The sequence below is a fragment of the Actinoplanes sp. CA-252034 genome (assembly GCF_050956125.1).
Lineage (GTDB): Bacteria > Actinomycetota > Actinomycetes > Mycobacteriales > Micromonosporaceae > Actinoplanes.
Window position 1 is genome coordinate 6,863,954 of sequence record NZ_CP191846.1, and the last position, 21,044, is coordinate 6,884,997.

The following is a 21,044-nucleotide window of genomic DNA, read 5'->3' on the forward strand; positions in this document are numbered from 1 at the left end:
GCCTTTCAGGAGATCCCGAATTCCTTGCCGAGCAGGTCGAACATCTCGTCGTCGGTGGCCGTCGCCAGCTCCTGGACCAGGTCTGTCGCGCCGGCGCCGCCGCCCTGCCAGGCCGCCAGAAGCCCGGCGAGCCGAGCGGTGACCTGCGAACGTTCCCCGTCGTCGGGCGTGGTCGCCCGCAGGCCCTGCTCCAGCTGATCGAGTTCGGCCAGCAGAGCCACCACTGGCGACACCACCTCGGGGCGCAGCTCACCGGCGAGATGCTCGGCGAGCACCGCCGCGTTCGGGTAGTCGAAAACGAGAGTCGATGGCAACCGCAGCCCGGTCACAGTCATCAGGCGGTTGCGCAGGTCGACCGCGGTGAGCGAGTCGAAGCCCAGTTCGCTGAACGCCCGCCCCGCCGGGACCGCCGCACCGGAGTCGTGTCCAAGCACCGCGGCCACCTGCGCCTGCACCGTCTCCAGGACGATCCGGTCCTGATCAGTCGCGGACAGGCCGGCCAGACGTGCGCCGAGCAGCGGGCCGGCCGGCACGTCCCGGCGTTCCCGCGGGGCGCGGACGAGCCCGGACAGCAGCGGCGGCAGCATGCCGGCCGCGGCGGCCTGAGCGAGCGCCGCCGTGTCCAGGCCGAGCGCCGCGACCACCGGCCGGTCGGCGGCGACAGCGGCGTCGAACGCGGCGAGTCCCTGTTCGGTGGTGAGTGGCACGATGCCGCCGGCACGCAGGCGCCGGCGTTCGGCGTCACCGAGAGTGCCGCCCATCCCGGCGTCCCACAGGCCCCACGCGATCGAGGTCGCTGGGACACCTTCGCGACGCAGCTCCTCGGCGTAGGCGTCGAGGAACGCGTTGGCCGCGGCGTAGTTGCCCTGGCCCGCGTTGCCGAACAGGCCGGCCGCCGACGAGAACAACACGAACGCCGACAGTTCCCCGGTCGCGGCCAGCAGGTTCCGGGCCGCGTCGACCTTGGCGCGGAACACCGTCGCCAGCCGTTCCGGTGTCAGGTCGGTCAGCATCGCGTCGTCGAGGACACCCGCCGAGTGCACGACCGAGGTGATCCGCTCGCCTCGCAGCGCCTCCGCAACGGCCGCCGCGTCCCCGAGATCACAGGGCACCGCCCGCATTTCGACCCCGTCGATCACCATCGGCTTCGCCGACCGGGAGATCAAAATCAGCCGGGGTACGCCGTGGGCCCGCACCAGATGCTCAGCGATCAACCCACCCAGCGTGCCGGACGCACCGGTCACCACCACCGCCCCGTCACCGAAGTCCGGGGCAGCGGAAACGGCCACCCGGGCCAGCCGGGGAACCAGCACCTGTCCGTCGCGCACCCGCGCCTGGGGCACCGGATAGAAGACGTTCTCCGGCCCATCCAGCAGGAAGATCCGGTCGGGATGTTCAGACTGAGCACTCCGGGCCAGACCCCACAGCGCACCCGCATCAGCGCCACCGTCGGTCCGGATCACCAGCCGCGACCGTGACCACGCCGCGTCGGCCAGCCACTGCTGCAGCAGGACGAGCAGAGCAGCGGTTCGGTCAAGGGCGTCGCCGTGCGCAGTCGCGTCGACGACGAGCACCCCGGCCGGGAACGTGTCCCCGCCGGCGGGAGCGTCGCCGGGCGCGGTCGCGTCAACTACGAGCACGTCGGTCGGGAGCGTGTCCCGGCGGTCGGCATCGGTCGCGGGCTGCGAAGTCAGCACCTCGGCAGGTGATGGGAGGGGTTCGCCCAGAGTGATGGCCGGGGCAGGTTCGCCCTGGATGTCTTGGGAGATCCAGTCGACGCCGAACAGGAGCCGGTCCGCGAGGCCGCCGAGCTGGGCCGGGGCGACCGGGCGCAGGGCCAGGCCGCCGACCACGGCGGCCGAGGTGCCGTCGGTGTCGGCGAGGGTGATCCGCACGGTGTCGGTGCCGTCGGTGGGTGTGATCGTGACGCGCAGCGCTGTCCGGGCGGCGGCCGACGTCACGCGGACGCCGGTGAAGCCGAACGGCAACCGGACACCACCTTCGGCCGGCAGTGCTCCACCGGCACCGATGGCGTGCAAGGCAGCGTCGAACAGGGCCGGGTGAAGGGCGTACCCCGTGGGGTTGTCCTCGATCTCGACCTCGGCGTACACCGTGCCGTCACCCCGCCAGACCCGCCGCAGACCTTGGAAGGCCGGGCCGTAGCCGAGGCCGCCGTCCGCGGCTGCCGGGTAGAACCCGGTGATGTCGACCTCGTCGGCACCCGCCGGCGGCCACACGGTGTCCGCCCCGCGGGACGTGCTCGTGGCCATTCCGTCGCGGCCGCCGGTGACCGTCTCGCCAGTGTCGGCGGTGAGGCGACCGGTTGCGTTGAGGGTCCATTCGTTGTCGCCGGAACGGGAGTGAACGGTCAACTCGCCGTCGCCGGTCACGGTGACCCGGATCTGCGCGCCGCCGGCCTCGATTTCCAGCGGCGCCTGCAGCAGCAGTTCGTCCACGGTGGGCAGGCCGATCTGGTCACCGGCCGCGAGGGCCATCTCGACCAGCACGGTTCCCGGCACCACGACGCGGCCGCCGAGGGCGTGGTCCGGCAGCCAGGGATGGCTTCGGGTGGTCAGCCGGCCGGTGAAGACGTGATCGCCGGACGGCAGGGCGACGGCGGCGCCGATCAGCGGGTGACCGGTGCCGTCGAGACCGAGACCGGTCGCGTCACCGGCCGGTCCGGTCCGCGGGCGTGGCCAGAACCGGCGGTGGGTGAACGCATAGGTGGGCCAGTCGGCACGGGGTCCGCTGCCGAACACCGCGGGCCAGTCGACGTGCTGACCATCGAGCCAGAGGTCGGCGATGGCGGTGAGCAGGGTTTCTACCTCGGGCCGGTCGCGGCGCATCGCCGGAACCCCATGGACGAGGGTGCTCAGAACGGCGTCGGGTCCGAGTTCAAGAATCCGATCGGTGCCGATGCTGGCGACGGTGTCGGTGAACCGCACGGTGTCGCGCACATGCGACACCCAATACTCCGAGTCCGCCCACGGCCCGTCACCGTGGAACGACAGCTCCTGAACGACCGCGCGGAAGTCATCGAGCATCGGCTCCATCAGCCGCGAATGGAACGCGTGACTGGTCTTGAGCCGCGTGGTCTTCCACGGCCCCCGCTCCAGAGCGGCGATATCGGAGGCCGACTCCCCCACCGCCACATCCGGATCGAGCCCCGCCACCACCACCGACGACGGGCCATTGACCGCCGCGATGTCCAGACCCGGGAACGCCGCGCGAACCTCAGCCTCCGGCGCCTGCACCGCCACCATCACGCCGCCAGCCGGCAACGCCTGCATCAACCGCGCCCGCGCCGACACCATCGCCGCCGCATCCTCCAGCGACAACACACCCGTGGCATAGGCCGCGGCGATCTCACCGATGGAATGACCTGCATAAACGTCGGCCTCGACACCCCACGACCGCACCAGCGCCAGCAGAGCCACCTCGACAGCGAAAATTGACGGCTGCGCCCAACCCGTCTGATCCACATCCAGATCCGGAATGTCCAACAGCGCCGAGGCCTCGTCGAACGCCGCCCGATACACCGGGAACGTCTCGTACAACTCACGGCCCATGTTCAGACGCTGCGAACCTTGACCGGTGAACAAGACCGCCAACGGCACCGAGCGCGCCTCACCACGACGGAACTCGCCACTGCCGAGAGCGACCGCACGATGCCTCAGCACCGCACGACTAGCCAGTGCACGACCGACGTCCTCACTGCGGTCGACACGGTCCTGCATCACGTCCAGCGCATCAGGATGAGCGGCGCTCAGCACTATCGGGACGATCGGCATTGTTGACACCGAGGTCGTCTCGACAGCCGGGCCGGCTTCCAGGATGACGTGTGCGTTGGTGCCGCTGATCCCGAACGACGACACCGCTGCACGTCGCGGTCGATGTGTTGACGGCCATTCACGTGTTGACGTCAACAACTCAACATTGCCGGCCGTCCAGTCAACCTGTGCAGACGGGGAATCAACATGAAGCGTCGACGGCATAACGCCGTACCGCATCGACTGGACCATCTTGATGATCCCGGCAACGCCGGCCGCCGCCTGCGTGTGACCCAGATTCGACTTGACCGAACCCAACCACAACGGCTCCGACCGATCCTGACCATAAGTAGCGAGCAACGCTTGCGCCTCGATCGGATCACCCAGCGGCGTCCCCGTGCCATGCGCCTCGACCACATCCACATCAGCCGTCGACAACCGCGCGTTCGCCAGCGCCTGCCGGATCACCCGCTGCTGCGACGGCCCGTTCGGCGCCGTCAACCCGTTCGACGCACCGTCCTGATTGACCGCCGAACCACGCACCACCGCCAGCACCTGATGACCCAGCCGCTGCGCATCCGACAACCGCTCCACCAGCAGCATGCCGACACCCTCCGACCAACCAGTCCCGTCAGCGCCGTCAGCGAACGACTTGCACCGCCCATCCGGGGCCAGACCACGCTGCCGCGAGAACCCGATGAACGTGTTCGGGGTGCCCATCACGGTCACCCCACCGGCCAGCGCCGAATCGCACTCACCATTACGCAACGCCTGAACAGCGAGATGCAGCGCCACCAGCGACGACGAACACGCCGTATCGACGGTGACCGCCGGACCCTCCAGCCCGAACGAGTAAGACACACGACCGGAGGCGATACTGCCGCCGGTGCCCATGAACCCTTCGGCGCTGTCCTCCGACGCGCCGAGAACCATCGAGTAGTCGTTGTACATGACACCGACGAACACCCCGGTCCGCGAACCACGCAGACCCAGCGGGTTCACCCCGGCCCGCTCGAACGCCTCCCATGACGTCTCCAGCAGCAGCCGGTGCTGCGGATCCATGGCGAGCGCCTCACGCGGCGAGATCCCGAACAGCCCCGGATCGAAGTCCGCCGCACCGGCCAGGAACCCGCCGAAACGGCTGTACGAGGTTCCCGGGTGGTCCGGGTCGGGGTGGTAGAGGTTCTCCAGGTCCCAGCCACGGTCGTCGGGGAACGGCACGATCCCGTCGCGGCCGGAGAGCACCAGGTCCCACAGTTCGTCGGGGCTGCCCACCCCGCCGGGGAACCGGCAGGCCATGCCGACGATCGCGATCGGCTCGTCGTTGGCGGACGCCGCGGTGACGGCCACCGGCGCCAGGTCGTCACCGGCGAGTTCGGCGGTCAGGTATGCGGCGAGCGCCGCCGCGTTCGGGTAGTCGAAGACGAGAGTCGACGGCAGCCGCAGGCCGGTGACGGCAGCGAGCCGGTTACGCAGTTCGACGGCGGTCAGCGAGTCGAAGCCCAGTTCCTGGAAGGCCCGTCCGCCCTCGACCGCCTCCGGCCCGGCGTGGCCGAGGACCGCGGCGACGTGGGTACGGACCAGGTCGAGCACCGCCCGTTCCCGCTGGGCGGCCGGCATCGCGGCCAGACGCCGACCCCAACCGGTGTCCGCGGCCCGCCGCACCGGCACCCGGACCAGCCCCGCCAGCAGCGGCGGCAGCATCCCGGCCGCGGCCGCCTCCCGCATCGGGGCCATGTCGAGGGCGAGCGGCACGACAGTGGCACGTCCGGCGGCGACGCCGGCGTCGAACGCGGCCAGCCCCTGTTCAGCGGTGAGCGGCACGATGCCGCCCTGCCGGGCGCGGGCCTTCTCCGCCTCGCTGAGGGTGCCGCCCATCCCGGCCTCCCACAGACCCCAGGCCAGCGAGGTCGCCGGGACACCATCGACGCGCAAACTCTCCGCGTACCCGTCGAGGAAGGCGTTCGCCGCCGCATAGTTGCCCTGCCCGGCATTGCCGAACAGCCCGGCCGCCGACGAGAAGAACACCAGCGCCGACAACTTCCCGGTGGCGGCGACCAGATTGCGAACCGCGTCGACCTTGGCGCGGAACACCGTGGCCAGCCGCTGCGGCGTCAGGTCGGCGAGCATCGCGTCGTCGAGCACCCCGGCGGCGTGCACCACCGCGGTGATCCGTTCGCCGGCCAGCGCCGCCGACAGCGCCTCACCGTCGGCGAGGTCGCAGGCGACCGAGCGGACCTCAGCGCCGTCGATCGTCATCGGCTTTCCGGAGCGAGAGATCAAAATCAGCCGGGGTACGCCGTGAGCCCGCACCAGATGCTCAGCGACCAGACTGCCGAGCATGCCGGACGCACCGGTCACCACCACGGCACCGTCACCGAAGTCCGGCGTGGCCGTGGCCGTCACCCGCGCCAGCCGCGGCACCAGCACCACACCGTCCCGGACCCGCGCTTGCGGCACCGGGTAGAACATGTCGTCCGGACCGTCGAGCAGGTGGATCCGGTCGGGGTGCTCGGCCTGCGCGCTGCGCACCAGACCCCACAGGGCGCCCGCCTCCGGATCGTCGCCGGTGCGCACCACCAGCCGCGACGAAGCCCACGCCGGGTCGGCCAGCCACGTCTGCAGCAGTTCGAGCAGCGCGCCGGTGCGCTGCAGGGCGTCTCCGGGGGCGGACGCGTCCACGACCAGCGCCTCGACAGGTTCCGGCAGACGGTCACCCAGCACCATCGCGGGAGCGGGCCGGCCGTCGACGTCCTGGCGTACCCACTCGACCTCGAACAGCAGGCGTTCCGCGCCGGACGCCCGGGTCACCGGCCGCAGCACCAGACCGGACACCTCGGCCACCGCGGCGCCGGTCTCGTCGTACAACTCGATCCGGATCGTCTCCCCGGCGGGCCGCAGGACCGCCCGCAGCCTGGTCCCGGCCGTGCCGGACACCCGGAGGCCGGTGAACGCGAACGGCAGCCGGATCGTCGCGTCGGTGAACATGCCACCGGCGCCGATCGCGTGCAGCACCGCGTCGAACAGTGCCGGGTGCAGCCCGTATCCCCCGGCCGGGTGATCGAGTTCGACCTCGGCGAAGACGTCGTCCCCGCGCTTCCAGACCGCCTGCAGTCCCTGGAAGGACGGCCCGTACGCGAGACCGGCCGTGGCCGTGTCGGCGTAGAAACCGTCCAGTTCGACCGGGTCGGCGCCGGCCGGCGGCCACTCGTCGATCAAGCCCGGCGTCCGGTCGTCGGCGGTCGCCAGCACACCGGTGGCGTGGGTGGTCCACGGCTCGTCGTCGTCAACCCGGGCGTGGATCGTCACCGGGCGGCGGCCGCTGTGGTCGGGTCCGGCCACGGTGACCCGCAGCTGGACGCCGCCCTGCGCGGGCAGCGGCAGCGGCGCCTGCAGCAGCAGCTCCTCGACCAGCGGGACACCCGTCTGGTCGCCGGCGGCGCGGGCCATCTCGGCGAACGCGGTCCCGGGAACGATCACGCCGCCCTGGACGACGTGGCCGGCCAGCCACGGGTGGGTACGCAGCGACAGCGCTCCAGTGAACAGGGTGGCGGCGGTGTCCGGGGCCTCGATCGCGGCGCCGAGCAATGGATGACCGGTTTCGGTCAGGCCCAGTCCGGCCGGGTCGCGGAAGCCGCCGGTGCGGGGGCGGGGCCAGAAACGGCGGTGCTGGAAGGGGTAGGTGGGGACCTCGGCGAGCGGCCCGTCACCGAGGACGGTGGCCCAGTCGACGTGCTGGCCGCGCGCCCACAGTTCACCGACCGCGGTGAGCAGGGTTGGCACCTCGGGCCGGTCCCGGCGCATCGCCGCAACGGCGGTGCGGTCCGGGTCGATGTCGTGGATCAGGTTCGCCAGGACGGTGTCGGGGCCGAGCTCCAGCACCCGGTCGGCGGCCAGCCCGGCCACGGTGTCGGTGAACCGGACGGTGTCGCGTAGGTGCGACACCCAGTGGTCCGGGTCCGCCCAGCGGCTGCCGCCGTGGAAGGTCAGCGTCTGAACAACGACCCGGAAGTCGTCGAGCATCGGCTCCATCAGCCGCGAATGGAACGCGTGACTGGTCTTGAGCCGCGTGGTCTTCCACGGCCCCCGCTCCAGAGCGGCGATGTCGGCGAGCCCAGCGGCCGCGGTCTGTGCGCTCGGCGAGTCCGGGTCGAGGCCGGCTACCACCACCGACTTCGGGCCGTTGATGGCCGCGATGTCCAGCTCGGGATACACCGCCCGGACCTCGTCCGCCGAGGCCTGCACCGCGACCATCACTCCACCGGACGGCAGTGCCTGCATCAGCCGGGCCCGCGCCGACACCAGCCTGGCCGCGTCCGCCAGCGACAGGACGCCGCTGGCGTAGGCGGCGGCGATCTCACCGATGGAGTGACCTGCGAACTCGTCGGCCTCGACACCCCACGAACGCACCAGGGCCAGGAGGGCGACCTCGACCGCGAAGATCGACGGCTGCGCCCAGCCGGTCTGGTCGACATCCAGGTCGGGGATGTCCAGCAGCGCCGTGACCTCGTCGAAGGCTGTCTTGTAGACCGGGAACGTCTCGTACAGCTCCCGGCCCATGTGCAGACGCTGCGAACCCTGGCCGGTGAACACGATCGCCAGGCGACCCGGCACGGCCGGCCCGGAAGGCACGACAGTGGCGAGCCCCCGCAGGGTGGAGGCCATGACGACGGCACGGTGCCGCATTACCGGGCGGCGGGCGAGCGTCCGAGCCACGTCCGCAATCGGCGCGTCAAGGTCACGCAACTGCTCCGCGTAGGCCTGAAGGCCGGTCTCGTCAGCGGCACTGAGCATGATCGGGACGACCGGCACCGTGGACGACTGCGGCCGCCCGTTCGCGAGGTCGCCGTCCAGAATGACGTGCGCGTCGGTGCCTGTTTCCGAGAGGACCGCCTCGAGATTGACCTGTGCGTTGGTGCCGGCCTCGAGGATGACGTGTGCGTTGGTGCCGCTGATCCCGAACGACGACACCGCTGCACGTCGCGGTCGATGTGTTGACGGCCATTCACGTGTTGACGTCAACAACTCAACATTGCCGGCCGTCCAGTCAACCTGTGCAGACGGGGAATCAACATGAAGCGTCGACGGCATAACGCCGTACCGCATCGACTGGACCATCTTGATGATCCCGGCAACGCCGGCCGCCGCCTGCGTGTGACCCAGATTCGACTTGACCGAACCCAACCACAACGGCTCCGACCGATCCTGACCATAAGTAGCGAGCAACGCTTGCGCCTCGATCGGATCACCCAGCGGCGTCCCCGTGCCATGCGCCTCGACCACATCCACATCAGCCGTCGACAACCGCGCGTTCGCCAGCGCCTGCCGGATCACCCGCTGCTGCGACGGCCCGTTCGGCGCCGTCAACCCGTTCGACGCACCGTCCTGATTGACCGCCGAACCACGCACCACCGCCAGCACCTGATGACCCAGCCGCTGCGCATCCGACAACCGCTCCACCAGCAGCATGCCGACACCCTCCGACCAACCAGTCCCGTCAGCGCCGTCAGCGAACGACTTGCACCGCCCATCCGGGGCCAGACCACGCTGCCGCGAGAACCCGATGAACGTGTTCGGGGTGCCCATCACGGTCACCCCACCGGCCAGCGCCGAATCGCACTCACCATTACGCAACGCCTGAACAGCGAGATGCAGCGCCACCAGCGACGACGAACACGCCGTATCGACGGTGACCGCCGGACCCTCCAGCCCGAACGAGTAAGACACACGACCGGAGGCGATACTGCCGCCGGTGCCCATGAACCCTTCGGCGCTGTCCTCCGACGCGCCGAGAACCATCGAGTAGTCGTTGTACATGACACCGACGAACACCCCGGTCCGCGAACCACGCAGACCCAGCGGGTTCACCCCGGCCCGCTCGAACGCCTCCCATGACGTCTCCAGCAGCAGCCGGTGCTGCGGATCCATGGCGAGCGCCTCACGCGGCGAGATCCCGAACACCGCCGGATCGAAGTCTCCGGCGCCGTAGAGGAACCCGCCCTCACGCGTGTAGGACGTGCCGGGGTGGTCGGGGTCCGGGTGGTAGAGGTTCTCGACATCCCAGCCACGGTCGTCGGGGAACAGACCGACCCCGTCGCGGCCGGAGACGACCAGGTCCCACAGTTCGTCGGGGCTGCTCACCCCGCCGGGGAACCGGCAGGCCATGCCGACGATCGCGATCGGCTCATCGGAGGCCGCGGTGGCGGTGACGACCGGTACGGCGTCGGCGGCCGCGCCGGACAGTTCCGCGGCCAGGTATGCGGCGAGCGCGGCGACGTTGGGGTAGTCGAAGACAAGCGTGGACGGCAGCCGGAGGTCGGTGACGGCGGCGAGCCGGTTGCGCAGTTCGACGGCGGTCAGGGAGTCGAAACCGAGTTCACGGAACGGCAGGTCCGCGGCGATCACCGCGGCGTCGGCGTGGCCGAGGACCGCGGCGACGTGGGTACGGACCAGGTCGAGCACGATACGGGCGCGATCGGTTTCGGACAGGCCGGCGAGTTGGGCGGCGAAGGCACCGTCCGTGGCGGCACGCCGGGCCGGTGCCGGGACGAGTCCGCGCAGCAGTGGCGACACATCGGGGCGGCCGCGCAGCGCGGCGAGATCCAGGCCGATCGGGGCGACGATGGGACGGTCGGCGGCCACGGCGGCGTCGAACGCGGCCAGCCCCTGCTCGGCGGTGAGCGGCACGATGCCACCCTGCCGGGCCCGGGCCCGTTCGGCGTCGCTCAGCTCGCCGCCCATGCCGGATTCCCACAGGCCCCAGGCGATCGACGTCGCCGGGACCCCCTGCTCACGCAGCGTCTGGGCATAGGCGTCGAGGAACGCGTTCGCCGCCGCGTAATTGCCCTGCCCGGCGTTGCCGAACAGCCCGGCCGCCGAGGAGAAGAACACCAGCGCGGACAGGTCGCCGGTCGCCGCCACGAGGTTGCGGGCAGCGTCGACCTTGGCGCGGAACACCGTGGCCAGCCGCTGCGGCGTCAGGTCGGCGAGCATTGCGTCGTCGAGCACACCGGCCGCATGCACGACCGCGGTGACACGTTCCCCGGCCAGCGCCTCGGCGAGCGCCGCCGCATCGGCGACGTCACACGCGACCGAACGGACCTCAGCGCCGTCGATCGTCATCGGCTTTCCGGAGCGAGAGATCAAAATCAGCCGGGGTACGCCGTGAGCCCGCACCAGATGCTCAGCGACCAGACTGCCGAGCATGCCGGACGCACCGGTCACCACCACGGCACCGTCACCGAGATCGACACTTCCGGCCGGGCTCATCCGCGCCAGCCGTGGCACCAGGACCACGCCGTCTCGGACGACCGCCTCGGGCCGGTCGACGGCGACGTTCTCCGCCGCGTCGACCAGGTGCAGCAGACCCGGGTGCTCGGCCTGCGCGCTGCGGACCAGGCCCCATAGCGCCGCGCCGTCCGGGTCGGTGACGCGCGGTCCGGCCGCCCCGTGCGTGCGTACCACCAGACGGGACACGCCGTCCCACGCCTGAAGGGTCGCGAGCAGGGCAGCGCTGCGCGGACCGGCCGCGCCAGGGGCCGGCCCGGACGCCGAATCCGAACCCGGCTCCACACCGGAATCCGGCACCTTCGAAGCGTCGACGATCACCAGCGGGACGTCGGGCAACTCGTCGCCGAGGGTGACGACCGGGGCCGCCTGGGTCGCGGCGTCCTCCGGGACCCACTCGACGGTGTGGAGCAGCCGGTCGGCGGCGGCCAGCTGGGCGCCGTCGATGGCACGGAGGGACAGGCGGCGCACCTCGGCCACGGGACGGCCGGAGTTGTCGGCGAGCTCCACCCGTACGCTCTCGGGGGTCGTCCCGGCGGTGAGCCGGGCCCGCAGGACCGGACTACCCTCGCCGAAGGTCCGCACCCCGGCGAACGCGAACGGCAGCCGCACGCCCTGTTCCGGGAGCAGACCGCCCAGGCCGACGGCGTGCAGCGCGGCGTCGAACAGGGCCGGGTGCAGGCCGTAGCCGGTGATCGCCTGGTCCGTGGCGACCTCGGCGAACACCTCGTCACCGCGCCGCCACACCTGCCGCAGCGCCCGGAACGCGGGCCCGTAGGTCATGCCGGTGGCGGCCAGCGCCTCGTAGAAGTCACCGACCGGGATCTCGTCGGCGCCGGCGGGCGGCCACTCCAGCAGGGCCACCGGCTCATCCCCGGAGGCGGCGGTGAGGGTTCCGGTGGCGTGCAGGGTCCACGGCTCGGCCTCGTCAGCGCGAGCGTGCACGGTCACCGGACGGGGATCGCCCGAGCCGACGGTCACCCGTACCTGGACTCCCCCGGATGCGGTGATGGTCAGCGGTGTCTGCAACAGCAGCTCGTCGACCACACCGGCGCCGGCCCGGTCGGCGGCGGTCAGCGCCATCTCGACCAGGGCCGTGCCGGGTACGACGATCCGGTCCAGGACGACGTGGTCGGCCAGCCACGGGTGGGTGGCGACGGACAGCCAGCCGGTGAGGACGGTGGCCGGTGAGTCGGGAAGTTCGACGGCGGCGCCGAGCAGGGCGTGCCCGGTGCCCACGAGCCCGAGTCCGGCGGGGTCGGTGACGTGCAGGCCGGGACGCGGGCGAGGCCAGTACAGGGTCGGCCGGAACGCGTACGTCGGCAGGCCGATGCGGGTGGCGGCGGTGCCGGCGAGCACGGCCGTCCAGTCGACGTGCTGTCCGCGGGCGAACAGTTCGGCGGCCGCGCTGAGCAGGGTGGCGACCTCGGGCCGGTCGCGGCGCAGAGCCGGGATTCCGTCGGTAAGGGTGCTGAGGACGGCGTCGGGGCCGAGTTCGAGGATGCGGTCGGTGCCGAGCCCGGCGATGGTGTCGGTGAACCGGACGGTGTCACGGACGTGGGAGACCCAGTAGGAGGGGTCGGCCCAGACGCCGTCGCCGTGGAAGGTGAGCGTCTCGACCACGGCACGGAAGTCGTCGAGCATCGGCTCCATCAGCCGCGAGTGGAACGCGTGACTGGTCTTGAGACGGGTGGTCTTCCACGGCATATCCGGGATGTCGGCTCCGGCCACGACGACCGCGTTCGGCCCGTTGACCGCGGCGATGTCCAGATCCGGGAACGCAGCCCGAACCTCGCCCTCGGACGCCTGCACCGCGACCATCACGCCACCAGCCGGCAACGCCTGCATCAACCGCGCCCGCGCGGAGACCATCGTCGCCGCATCCTCCAGCGACAGCACACCGGTGGCGTAGGCGGCGGCGATCTCACCGATCGAATGGCCCGCGTAAACATCGGCCTCGACACCCCACGAACGCACCAGCGCGAGCAGGGCGACCTCCAGAGCGAAGATCGACGGCTGCGCCCAGCCGGTCTGGTCGACATCCAGGTCGGGGATGTTCAGCAGCGCCGTGACCTCGTCGAACGCCGCCTTGTAGACCGGGAACGTCTCATACAGCTCACGGCCCATACCCGCACGCTGCGAGCCCTGGCCGGTGAACAGGATCGCGAGACGGCCGTCGGCCGCGGCATGCGCGGGCGGGTTCTCGGCGACGTCCAGCAGGTCGACGACGGTCTGATCGGCGGACCCGGCGAGAACGACCGCCCGGTACGGCAGGGCTGTGCGCCCGGCCAGCGACAGGGCCACATCGACGTACGACGCGGTCGGCCGGGAGTCGAGGAAGTCGAGCAGGGTTGTGGCCTGGGCGGCGAGACCGGTCTGATCGTGCCCGGACAGCACGAGCGGCACGACCGGCAGCGGGATGCCGGTGCGCGGCTCGGCTACCGGGACGGCCGGCGGCTCCTCCAGGATGATGTGGGCGTTGGTGCCGCTGATGCCGAACGACGACACCCCGGCGCGGCGCGGGGTGGCGCCGGCCGGCCACGGCTGCGGCCGGCTGAGCAGTTCGACGGCGCCGGCGGTCCAGTCGACCTGCCGGGTGGGTTCGTCGGCGTGCAGGGTTCGGGGCAGAACCCCGTACCGCATGGCCAGGATCATCTTGATGACACCGGCGACACCGGCGGCGGCCTGGGTGTGGCCGATGTTCGACTTGACCGAGCCGAGCCACAGCGGACCGCCGGCACGGCCCTGCCCGTACGTCGCCAGGAGGGCCTGCGCCTCGATCGGATCACCGAGAGAGGTTCCGGTACCGTGCGCCTCGACCGCGTCGACGGCGGTGGCGGCGAGCCCGGCCGAGGTCAGCGCCTGCCGGATGACCCGCTGCTGGGAGGGCCCGTTGGGTGCGGTGATGCCGTTGCTGGCCCCGTCCTGGTTGACCGCGCTGCCCCGTACCACGGCCAGCACCGGGTGCCCGGCACGGCGGGCGTCGGAGAGCCGTTCGAGCAGTACGACACCGGCGCCCTCGCCCCAGCCGGTGCCGTCGCCGTCGGCGGAGAACGCCTTGCACCGGCCGTCTCGCGCGAGCCCGCGCTGGCGGCTGAACTCGACGAAAGCTCCCGCGGTCGCCATCACGGTGACACCGCCGGCCAGTGCCAGGTCGCATTCGCCGGAGCGCAGGGCCTGGGCGGCCAGGTGGATCGCGACCAGCGACGACGAGCAGGCGGTGTCGACGGTGACCGCCGGGCCCTCGAAGCCGAACGTGTACGACACGCGGCCGGAGACGAGGCTGCCCGCGCTGGCCGCGCCGGCGTAGCCCTCGGCGCCGGTGTCGCTCTGCCGCAGCAGGGTCGCGTAGTCGCCGTAGAGCACACCCGCGTACACGCCGGTACGGCTGCCGCGCAGCTGGGACGGGTCGATCCCGGCCCGCTCCATGGCCTCCCACGAGGTCTCCAGCAGCAGCCGCTGCTGCGGGTCCATGGTAATCGCCTCGCGCGGGCTGATCCCGAAGAACCCGGCGTCGAACCGGCCGGCCCCGGTGAGGAAGCCGCCCTGTTTGACGTACGAGGTGCCGGGGTGGTCGGGGTCGGGGTGGTAGAGCCGGTCGAGGTCCCAGCCGCGGTCGTCGGGGAATCCGGAGATGCCGTCGCGGCCGTCGGCGAGCAGCCGCCAGAACTCCTCCGGCGTGCTCACCCCGCCCGGGAACCGCAGGCCCAGCCCGACGACCACGATCGGGTCGTCGGCGCCGGTCGTGGTCGTCCGCGCGGTCGTGGGCACGGCCCGCTCGCTGAGGGCGCCGACGAGTTCGCCGCGCAGGAAGACGGCCAGCACCTGCGGGGTCGGGTAGTCGAAGGTGAGGGTGGCCGGCAGTCGCAGATCGGTGGCGGCGTTGAGCCGGTTGCGCAGCTCGACGGCGGTCAGCGAGTCGAAACCGAGCTCGCTGAACGCGCGGCCGGCCGGCACGGTGTCCGGGGAGGCGTGGCCGAGGACCGCGGCGACCTGGACGCGGACGACGTCGAGCAGCATCCGGTCCTGATCGGCGGTGGCCAGGCCGGTGAGCTGCTGCAGCAGCCCGGTGGCGGTGGCGCCGGCGGCCGCCGAGCGGCGTGCCGGGTCACCGGCCAGGCCACGCAGCAGCGGCGGCAGGCCGGCGTCACCCTGGCGGGCGCGCAGCACGGTCCGGTCGATGCGGATCGGGACGAGCAGCGGCCGGTCGCTGTCGAGGGCGGTGTCGAACAGGGCGAGCGCCTCGGGCAGCGGCAGCGGAGCGACCCCGCCGCGGCTGAGGCGGCGTTTGTCGACGTCGGTGAGGTTGCCGGCCATGCCGGCGGCGGTGTCCCAGGCGCCCCAGGCCAGCGAAGTGCCGGGCAGGCCACGGCGGCGGCGGGCGGCGGCGAACGCGTCGAGGAACGCGTTGGCGGCGGCGTAGTTGCCCTGGCCGGGGGTGCCGAGCAGGCCGGCCACCGACGAGTAGAGCACGAACGCGTCCAGGTCGGCGCCGGCCGTGGCCTCGTGCAGGTTGACCGCCGCGTCGACCTTGACGCGCAGCACCGCGCCGAGCCGGTCCGGGGTGAGGCCGGTGAGGACGGTGTCGTCAAGGACGCCGGCGACGTGCACGACGGCGCGTACGTCCAGGCCATCCAGGGCCCGGTCGAGGTCCTCACGGTCGGCGACGTCGCAGCGGACCAGCCGGACCCGGGCGCCGGCCTCGGTCAGCTCCGACCACAGCCGGCCCGCTCCGGGCGCGTCGGCTCCGCTACGGCTGAGCAGCAGCAGGTCACGTACGCCGTGGGTGTGCACGAGGTGGCGTACGAGCAGGGTGCCGAGCGTGCCGGTGGCGCCGGTGACGACGGTGGTGCCGGTGTCGCGCGCCGGGCGGGGCATGACGAGCACGTTCTTGCCGATGTGCCGGCCCTGGCTGACGAACCGGAACGCGTCGCGGGCGTTGCGGATGTCCCAGGCACGGATCGGCGGCAGGTGCAGTGCGCCGGTCTCGAAGAGGGCGACGATCTCGGTGAGCATCTGCCGGATGCGTTCCGGGCCGGCCTCGAACAGGTCGAACGGCCGGTAGACCAGGTGTGGGTGGTCGGCCGGGTCACGCAGGTCGGTCTTGCCCATCTCCAGGAACCGGCCGCCGTCGCCCAGCAGGCCGAGCGAGGCGTCGACCAGTTCGTGGGCGAGCGAGTTGAGAACCACGTCGGCGCGGCCGAACTTGGTGGCGAACTCGGCCGTACGGGAGGAGGCGATCCGGTCGTCGGTGAGGCCTAGCGCGCGCAGCGCGTCCCACTTGGCCGGGTTGGCGGTGGCCAGCACCCGCGCGCCGAGGTGGGTGGCGATCTGGACGGCGGCGGTGCCGACGCCACCGGCGCCCGCGTGCACCAGCACGGTCTCGCCCGCCTTGACGCCGCCGAGGTCGACGAGCGCGTAGTAGGCGGTGAGGAACGCCATCGGCACGGCCGCGGCCTCGGTGAACGTCCACTCGGCGGGCATCGGCACGAGCAGCCGCCCGTCGGTCACCGCGACCGGCCCGAACCCGCCGGCGAACGCGCCCATCACCCGGTCGCCGGGGCCGAGATGGTCGACGCCGGGCCCGACTTCGAGGACCACGCCGGCGCCCTCGCTGCCCATGTCGAGAGGGTTGTCGCTGGGGTACACACCCAGGGCGATCAGCACGTCGCGGAAGTTGAGGCCGGCCGCGCGGACGGCGACGCGGACCATCCCTTCGTCGAGGGGGCCGCCGGGCCCCGGGTAGGCGGTCAGCCGCAACTGGTCGAGGGTGTTGCCGCCGCCGCTCTCCAGCCGCCAGACCGGCGCGTCGGGCGGGGTCATCGTCGGGTCACCGGCGACACGGGCGAGGCGGGGCGTGAGCACGGCCCCGCCGCGAATCAGGGCCTGCGGCACGTCACCGGCGGCGACCTGGGCGGGCAGCGCGGCCCAGGAGGCGGGGCTGCCGTCGACGTCGGCGAGGACGATGCGGGCCGGGTACTCGGACTGGGCGGACCGGATCAGGCCCCAGACGGCGGCGTGCGCCAGGTCGGTGGGCTCCTCGCCGGGGCCGCCGCCGACCGCGCCGGTGGTGGTGACGACCAGGGTGGTGTCGGTCAGCCGCTCGTCGCCGAGCCACCGCTGCAGCGCGGCGAGAACCCGCTGGGTGGCGGTGTGGGTACGGGCGGCCAGATCGTAGGTGTCGTCGGCGGGCTCGGGCGCGCAGTCCAGCAGGAGCACCGTGGGCGTCGTGTCGAGGGCGCCAAGCCCGGCGAGCGGGAAGCCGGGGTCGCGGGCCGGGCCGAGGGCGGCCCAGTCGTGCGGGGACGCGACGGGTTCGACGAGGTGCTCGGCCCAGTCCAGGCCGAACAGGGAGTGCGCGGCCTGCGCGGCGGGAGTGGCCGAGACCGGCCGCATGACCAGCGAGCCGACGGTGATCACTGGGGCGCCGGTGGCGTCGGCGGCGAGCAGGGCGACCCGGTCCGTACCGGAGGGGGCGAGTTTGACCCGCAGGGTGGTGGCGCCGACCGCGTGCAGGGTGACGCCGGTGAACGCGAACGCCATCCGCGCGCCCGGTTCGGCGGCGGTGTCGGCGAGCGCGACCCCGTGCAGGGCGGCGTCGAGCAGCGCCGGGTGGATCCGGAACCGGCCGGCCTGCCCGGCGGCCGACGCGGGCAGGGTGATCTCGGCGTAGACGTCGTCGCCGAGCCGCCACGCGGCGGTCAGCCCCTGGAAGGCGGGCCCGTAGCCGAACCCGGCGGCGGACAGCCGCTCGTAGAAGCCGTCGACCGGCACCGCGGTCGCTCCGGCGGGCGGCCAGACACTCAGATCAACGGCGTCGACCCGGGCGGGGGTACGGGCCAGGTGCCCACTGGCGTGCAGGGTCCACGGCTCGTCCGGCAGAGCGTCGGCGGCCCGTGAGTGGATGCCGACCGGCCGCCGCCCGCCGTCGTCGGCGCCGCCGATGACGACCTGCAGGGCGACCGCTCCGGAGCCGGTGACGGTCAGCGGCGCCTGGACGGTGAGCTCGTCCAGCACCGGGGTGCCGGTCTGCTCGCCCGCGCGCAGGGCCAGCTCCACCATGGCGGTGCCGGGCAGCACGGCCGTGCCCTGGATGGCGTGGTCGGCGAGCCACGGGTGGGTGGTGACGGCGAGCCGCCCGGTGAAGACGCTGCCGTCGCCGTCGGCGAGGGTGAGCGCCGCGCCGAGCATCGGATGGTCGGTGGCGGTCAGGCCGAGCCCGGCCGCGTCCACGGTGACCAGGTCGGCCGCCGACGGCCAGTACAGCTCCTGCTGGAACGGGTAGGTCGGCAGTTCGACGCGCCGGGCCGGGCGGGCCGGGTGCAGGAGGCGCCAGCCGACGGTGGCGCCGGCGGCGTGGAGGCGGCCGAGCGCGGTCAGGAACGTGGTGACCTCGTCGCGGTCGCGGCGCATCACGGCAACGGTGACCGGGGCGTCGGGCAGGGTGTCGGCGGTCATCCCGGCGAGCACGGTGTCCGGGCCGAGTTCCAGGTAGCGTCCGGCGCCCAGCTCGTCGAGGGCGCGGACGGCGTCGGCGAACCGGACCGGGCGCCGGACCTGGTCGACCCAGTAGGCGGGGTCGCTCCACTGGCCGACCGCGACCGGCCGTCCGGTCACCGTGGACACCGCGGCCAGGGCCGGCTCGTTCAGGGTGAGCCCGGCGACGATCGTGGCGAACTCGTCGAGCATCGGCTCCATCAGCCGGGAGTGGAAGGCGTGGCTGGTGCGCAGGCGGGTGGTCTTCCAGCCGCGGGCGGCGACCCGCTCGATGTCGGCCTCGGTGCCGGAGACCACGACGGCGGTGGGGCCGTTGACGGCGGCGATGTCGACGTCGGGGAACGCCGCGCGGACGTCGGTCTCGCTCGCTTGGACGGCCAGCATCGCCCCGTCGGCCGGCAGCGCCTGCATCAGCCGGCCGCGGGCGGCGACCAGGGTCGCCGCGTCGTCGAGGGAGAACACCCCGGCGGCGTAGGCGGCGGTGATCTCACCGATCGAGTGGCCGGCGACGATCTCCGGTTCCAGGCCGAGGCTGCGGACGGTGTCGAGCAGGGCCACCTCGACCGCGAACAGCGCCGGCTGGGCGTACCCCGTCTGGTGAAGGTCTTCGGCGTCGAGGATGTCGTGCAGCGGCCGGTCCAGGTGCCGGTCGATCGCCGCGGCCACGGTGGCGAACGATTCGGCGTAACGCGGGAACCGCTGGGCCAGAGCGCGGCCCATCGCGAGCCGCTGTGCGCCCTGGCCGGTGAACAGCATCGCGAGTTTGCCGGCGGCGGGTTCGCCGGTGACCAGGCCGAGGCCGGGTTCACCGACGGCCAGGGAGGCCAGCGCGAGTTGCAGGCCGGCGCGGTCGTCGGCCAGCACCAGGGCGCGGTGTTCGAGGGCGGCCCGGCCGGTGGCCAGCGCCCAGCCCAGGTCGGCGACCTCCAGGTGCGGCTGGTCCTCGAGCAACGTGTACAGCTGCTGGGCCTGCGCGCGCAGCGCCTCCGGGTCGCGGGCGGACAGCGGCACCGGAACCGGGAGCGGGACCGGGGCGGTGATCGGCTCGCCGGCCGGGGCCGGCGGCTCTTCGATGATCATGTGGGCGTTGGTGCCGCTGACCCCGAACGAGGAGACGGCGGCGCGGCGCGGCCGGTCGCCGGCCGACCAGGCGTGGTCCTCGGTCAGCAGTTCGACGTCACCGGCCGTCCAGTCGACGTGCGGGCTGGGCTGCTCCAGGTGCAGCGACTTCGGCATGGTGCCGTGCCGCATCGCCAGGACGGCCTTCATCACCCCGGCGACACCGGCGGCGGCCTGGGTGTGGCCGATGTTCGACTTGACCGAGCCGAGCCGGGCCGGGCGGCCCGTGGTGCGGTCCTGGCCGTAGGTGGCGAGCACGGCCTGCGCCTCGATCGGGTCGCCGAGCCGGGTTCCGGTGCCGTGTGCCTCGATCATCTCGACGTCGTCGACGGACAGGCCGGCGTCGGCCAGCGCCTGCCGGATGACGCGCTGCTGGGAGGGCCCGTTGGGGGCGGCGATGCCGTTGCTGGCGCCGTCCTGGTTGACCGCGCTGCCCCGGATCACGCCGAGGATCGGGTGGCCGAGCCGCTGCGCCCGGGACAGGCGTTCCAGCAGCACCAGGCCGACGCCCTCGGACAGGCCGATGCCGTCGGCGCTCTCCGAGAAGGCCTTGCAGCGGCCGTCGGCGGCGATACCGCCCTGGCGGGAGAACTCGGTGAACGCGCTCGGCGTGGCCATCACGGTGACCCCGCCGGCCAGCGCCATCGTGCACTCGTCGGTGCGCAGCGCCTGCGCGGCCAGATGCATGGCGACAAGCGACGACGAGCAGGCGGTGTCGATGGTGACGGCCGGGCCCTCCAGGCCGAGGGTGTAGGAGACCCGGCCGGAGATGACCGCCGCGGTGGTGCCGGTGATCAGCAGCCCCTCGGCGGCCTGCACGGTGCCGCCGATCAGGCGTACGTAGTCCTGGGTGTTCGATCCGACGAAGACGCCGGTCCGGCTGCCCCGCAGCTCGGCCGGGTCGATGCCGGCCCGTTCCAGCAGCTCCCACGACGCTTCCAGGACCTGCCGCTGCTGCGGGTCCATGGCCAGCGCCTCACGCGGGCTGACATCGAAGAACCCGGCGTCGAACCGGCCGGCACCGTGCAGGAAGCCGCCCTCGGCCGCGTACTCCTCGTCGGAGTCGTAGGCGTCCTCGAGGTTCCAGCCGCGGTCGCCGGGGGCCCGGCCGATCGCGTCGGTGCCGGTGGCGACCAGCCGCCACAGGTCGTCGGGGCTGTGCACGCCGCCCGGGTAGCGGCAGCTCATCGCGACGATGGCGATCGGTTCCCGGTCGGCGCTCTCGGCCTGGCGCAGTCGTTCGCGGGTCTGGTGCAGATCCGCGGTGACGCGCTTGAGATAGTCGAGGAGCTTGTCCTGATCTGCCAACTGGGGCCTCACCAACATCGGTATGCGCGGGGCACGGAAGATCGACGTGACGTGCCAGCCGGA

General features: G+C 72.6%; 1 protein-coding gene. It reads right to left on the reverse strand.

Going from position 1 to position 21,044, the window contains the following annotated elements:
* Positions 1 to 5: 5 nt before the first annotated feature.
* Positions 6 to 20,981, reverse strand: coding sequence for an SDR family NAD(P)-dependent oxidoreductase (locus ACQPZW_RS31825; RefSeq protein ID WP_433789716.1), 20,976 nt, complete (start codon positions 20,979 to 20,981; stop codon positions 6 to 8).
* Positions 20,982 to 21,044: the final 63 nt, after the last annotated feature.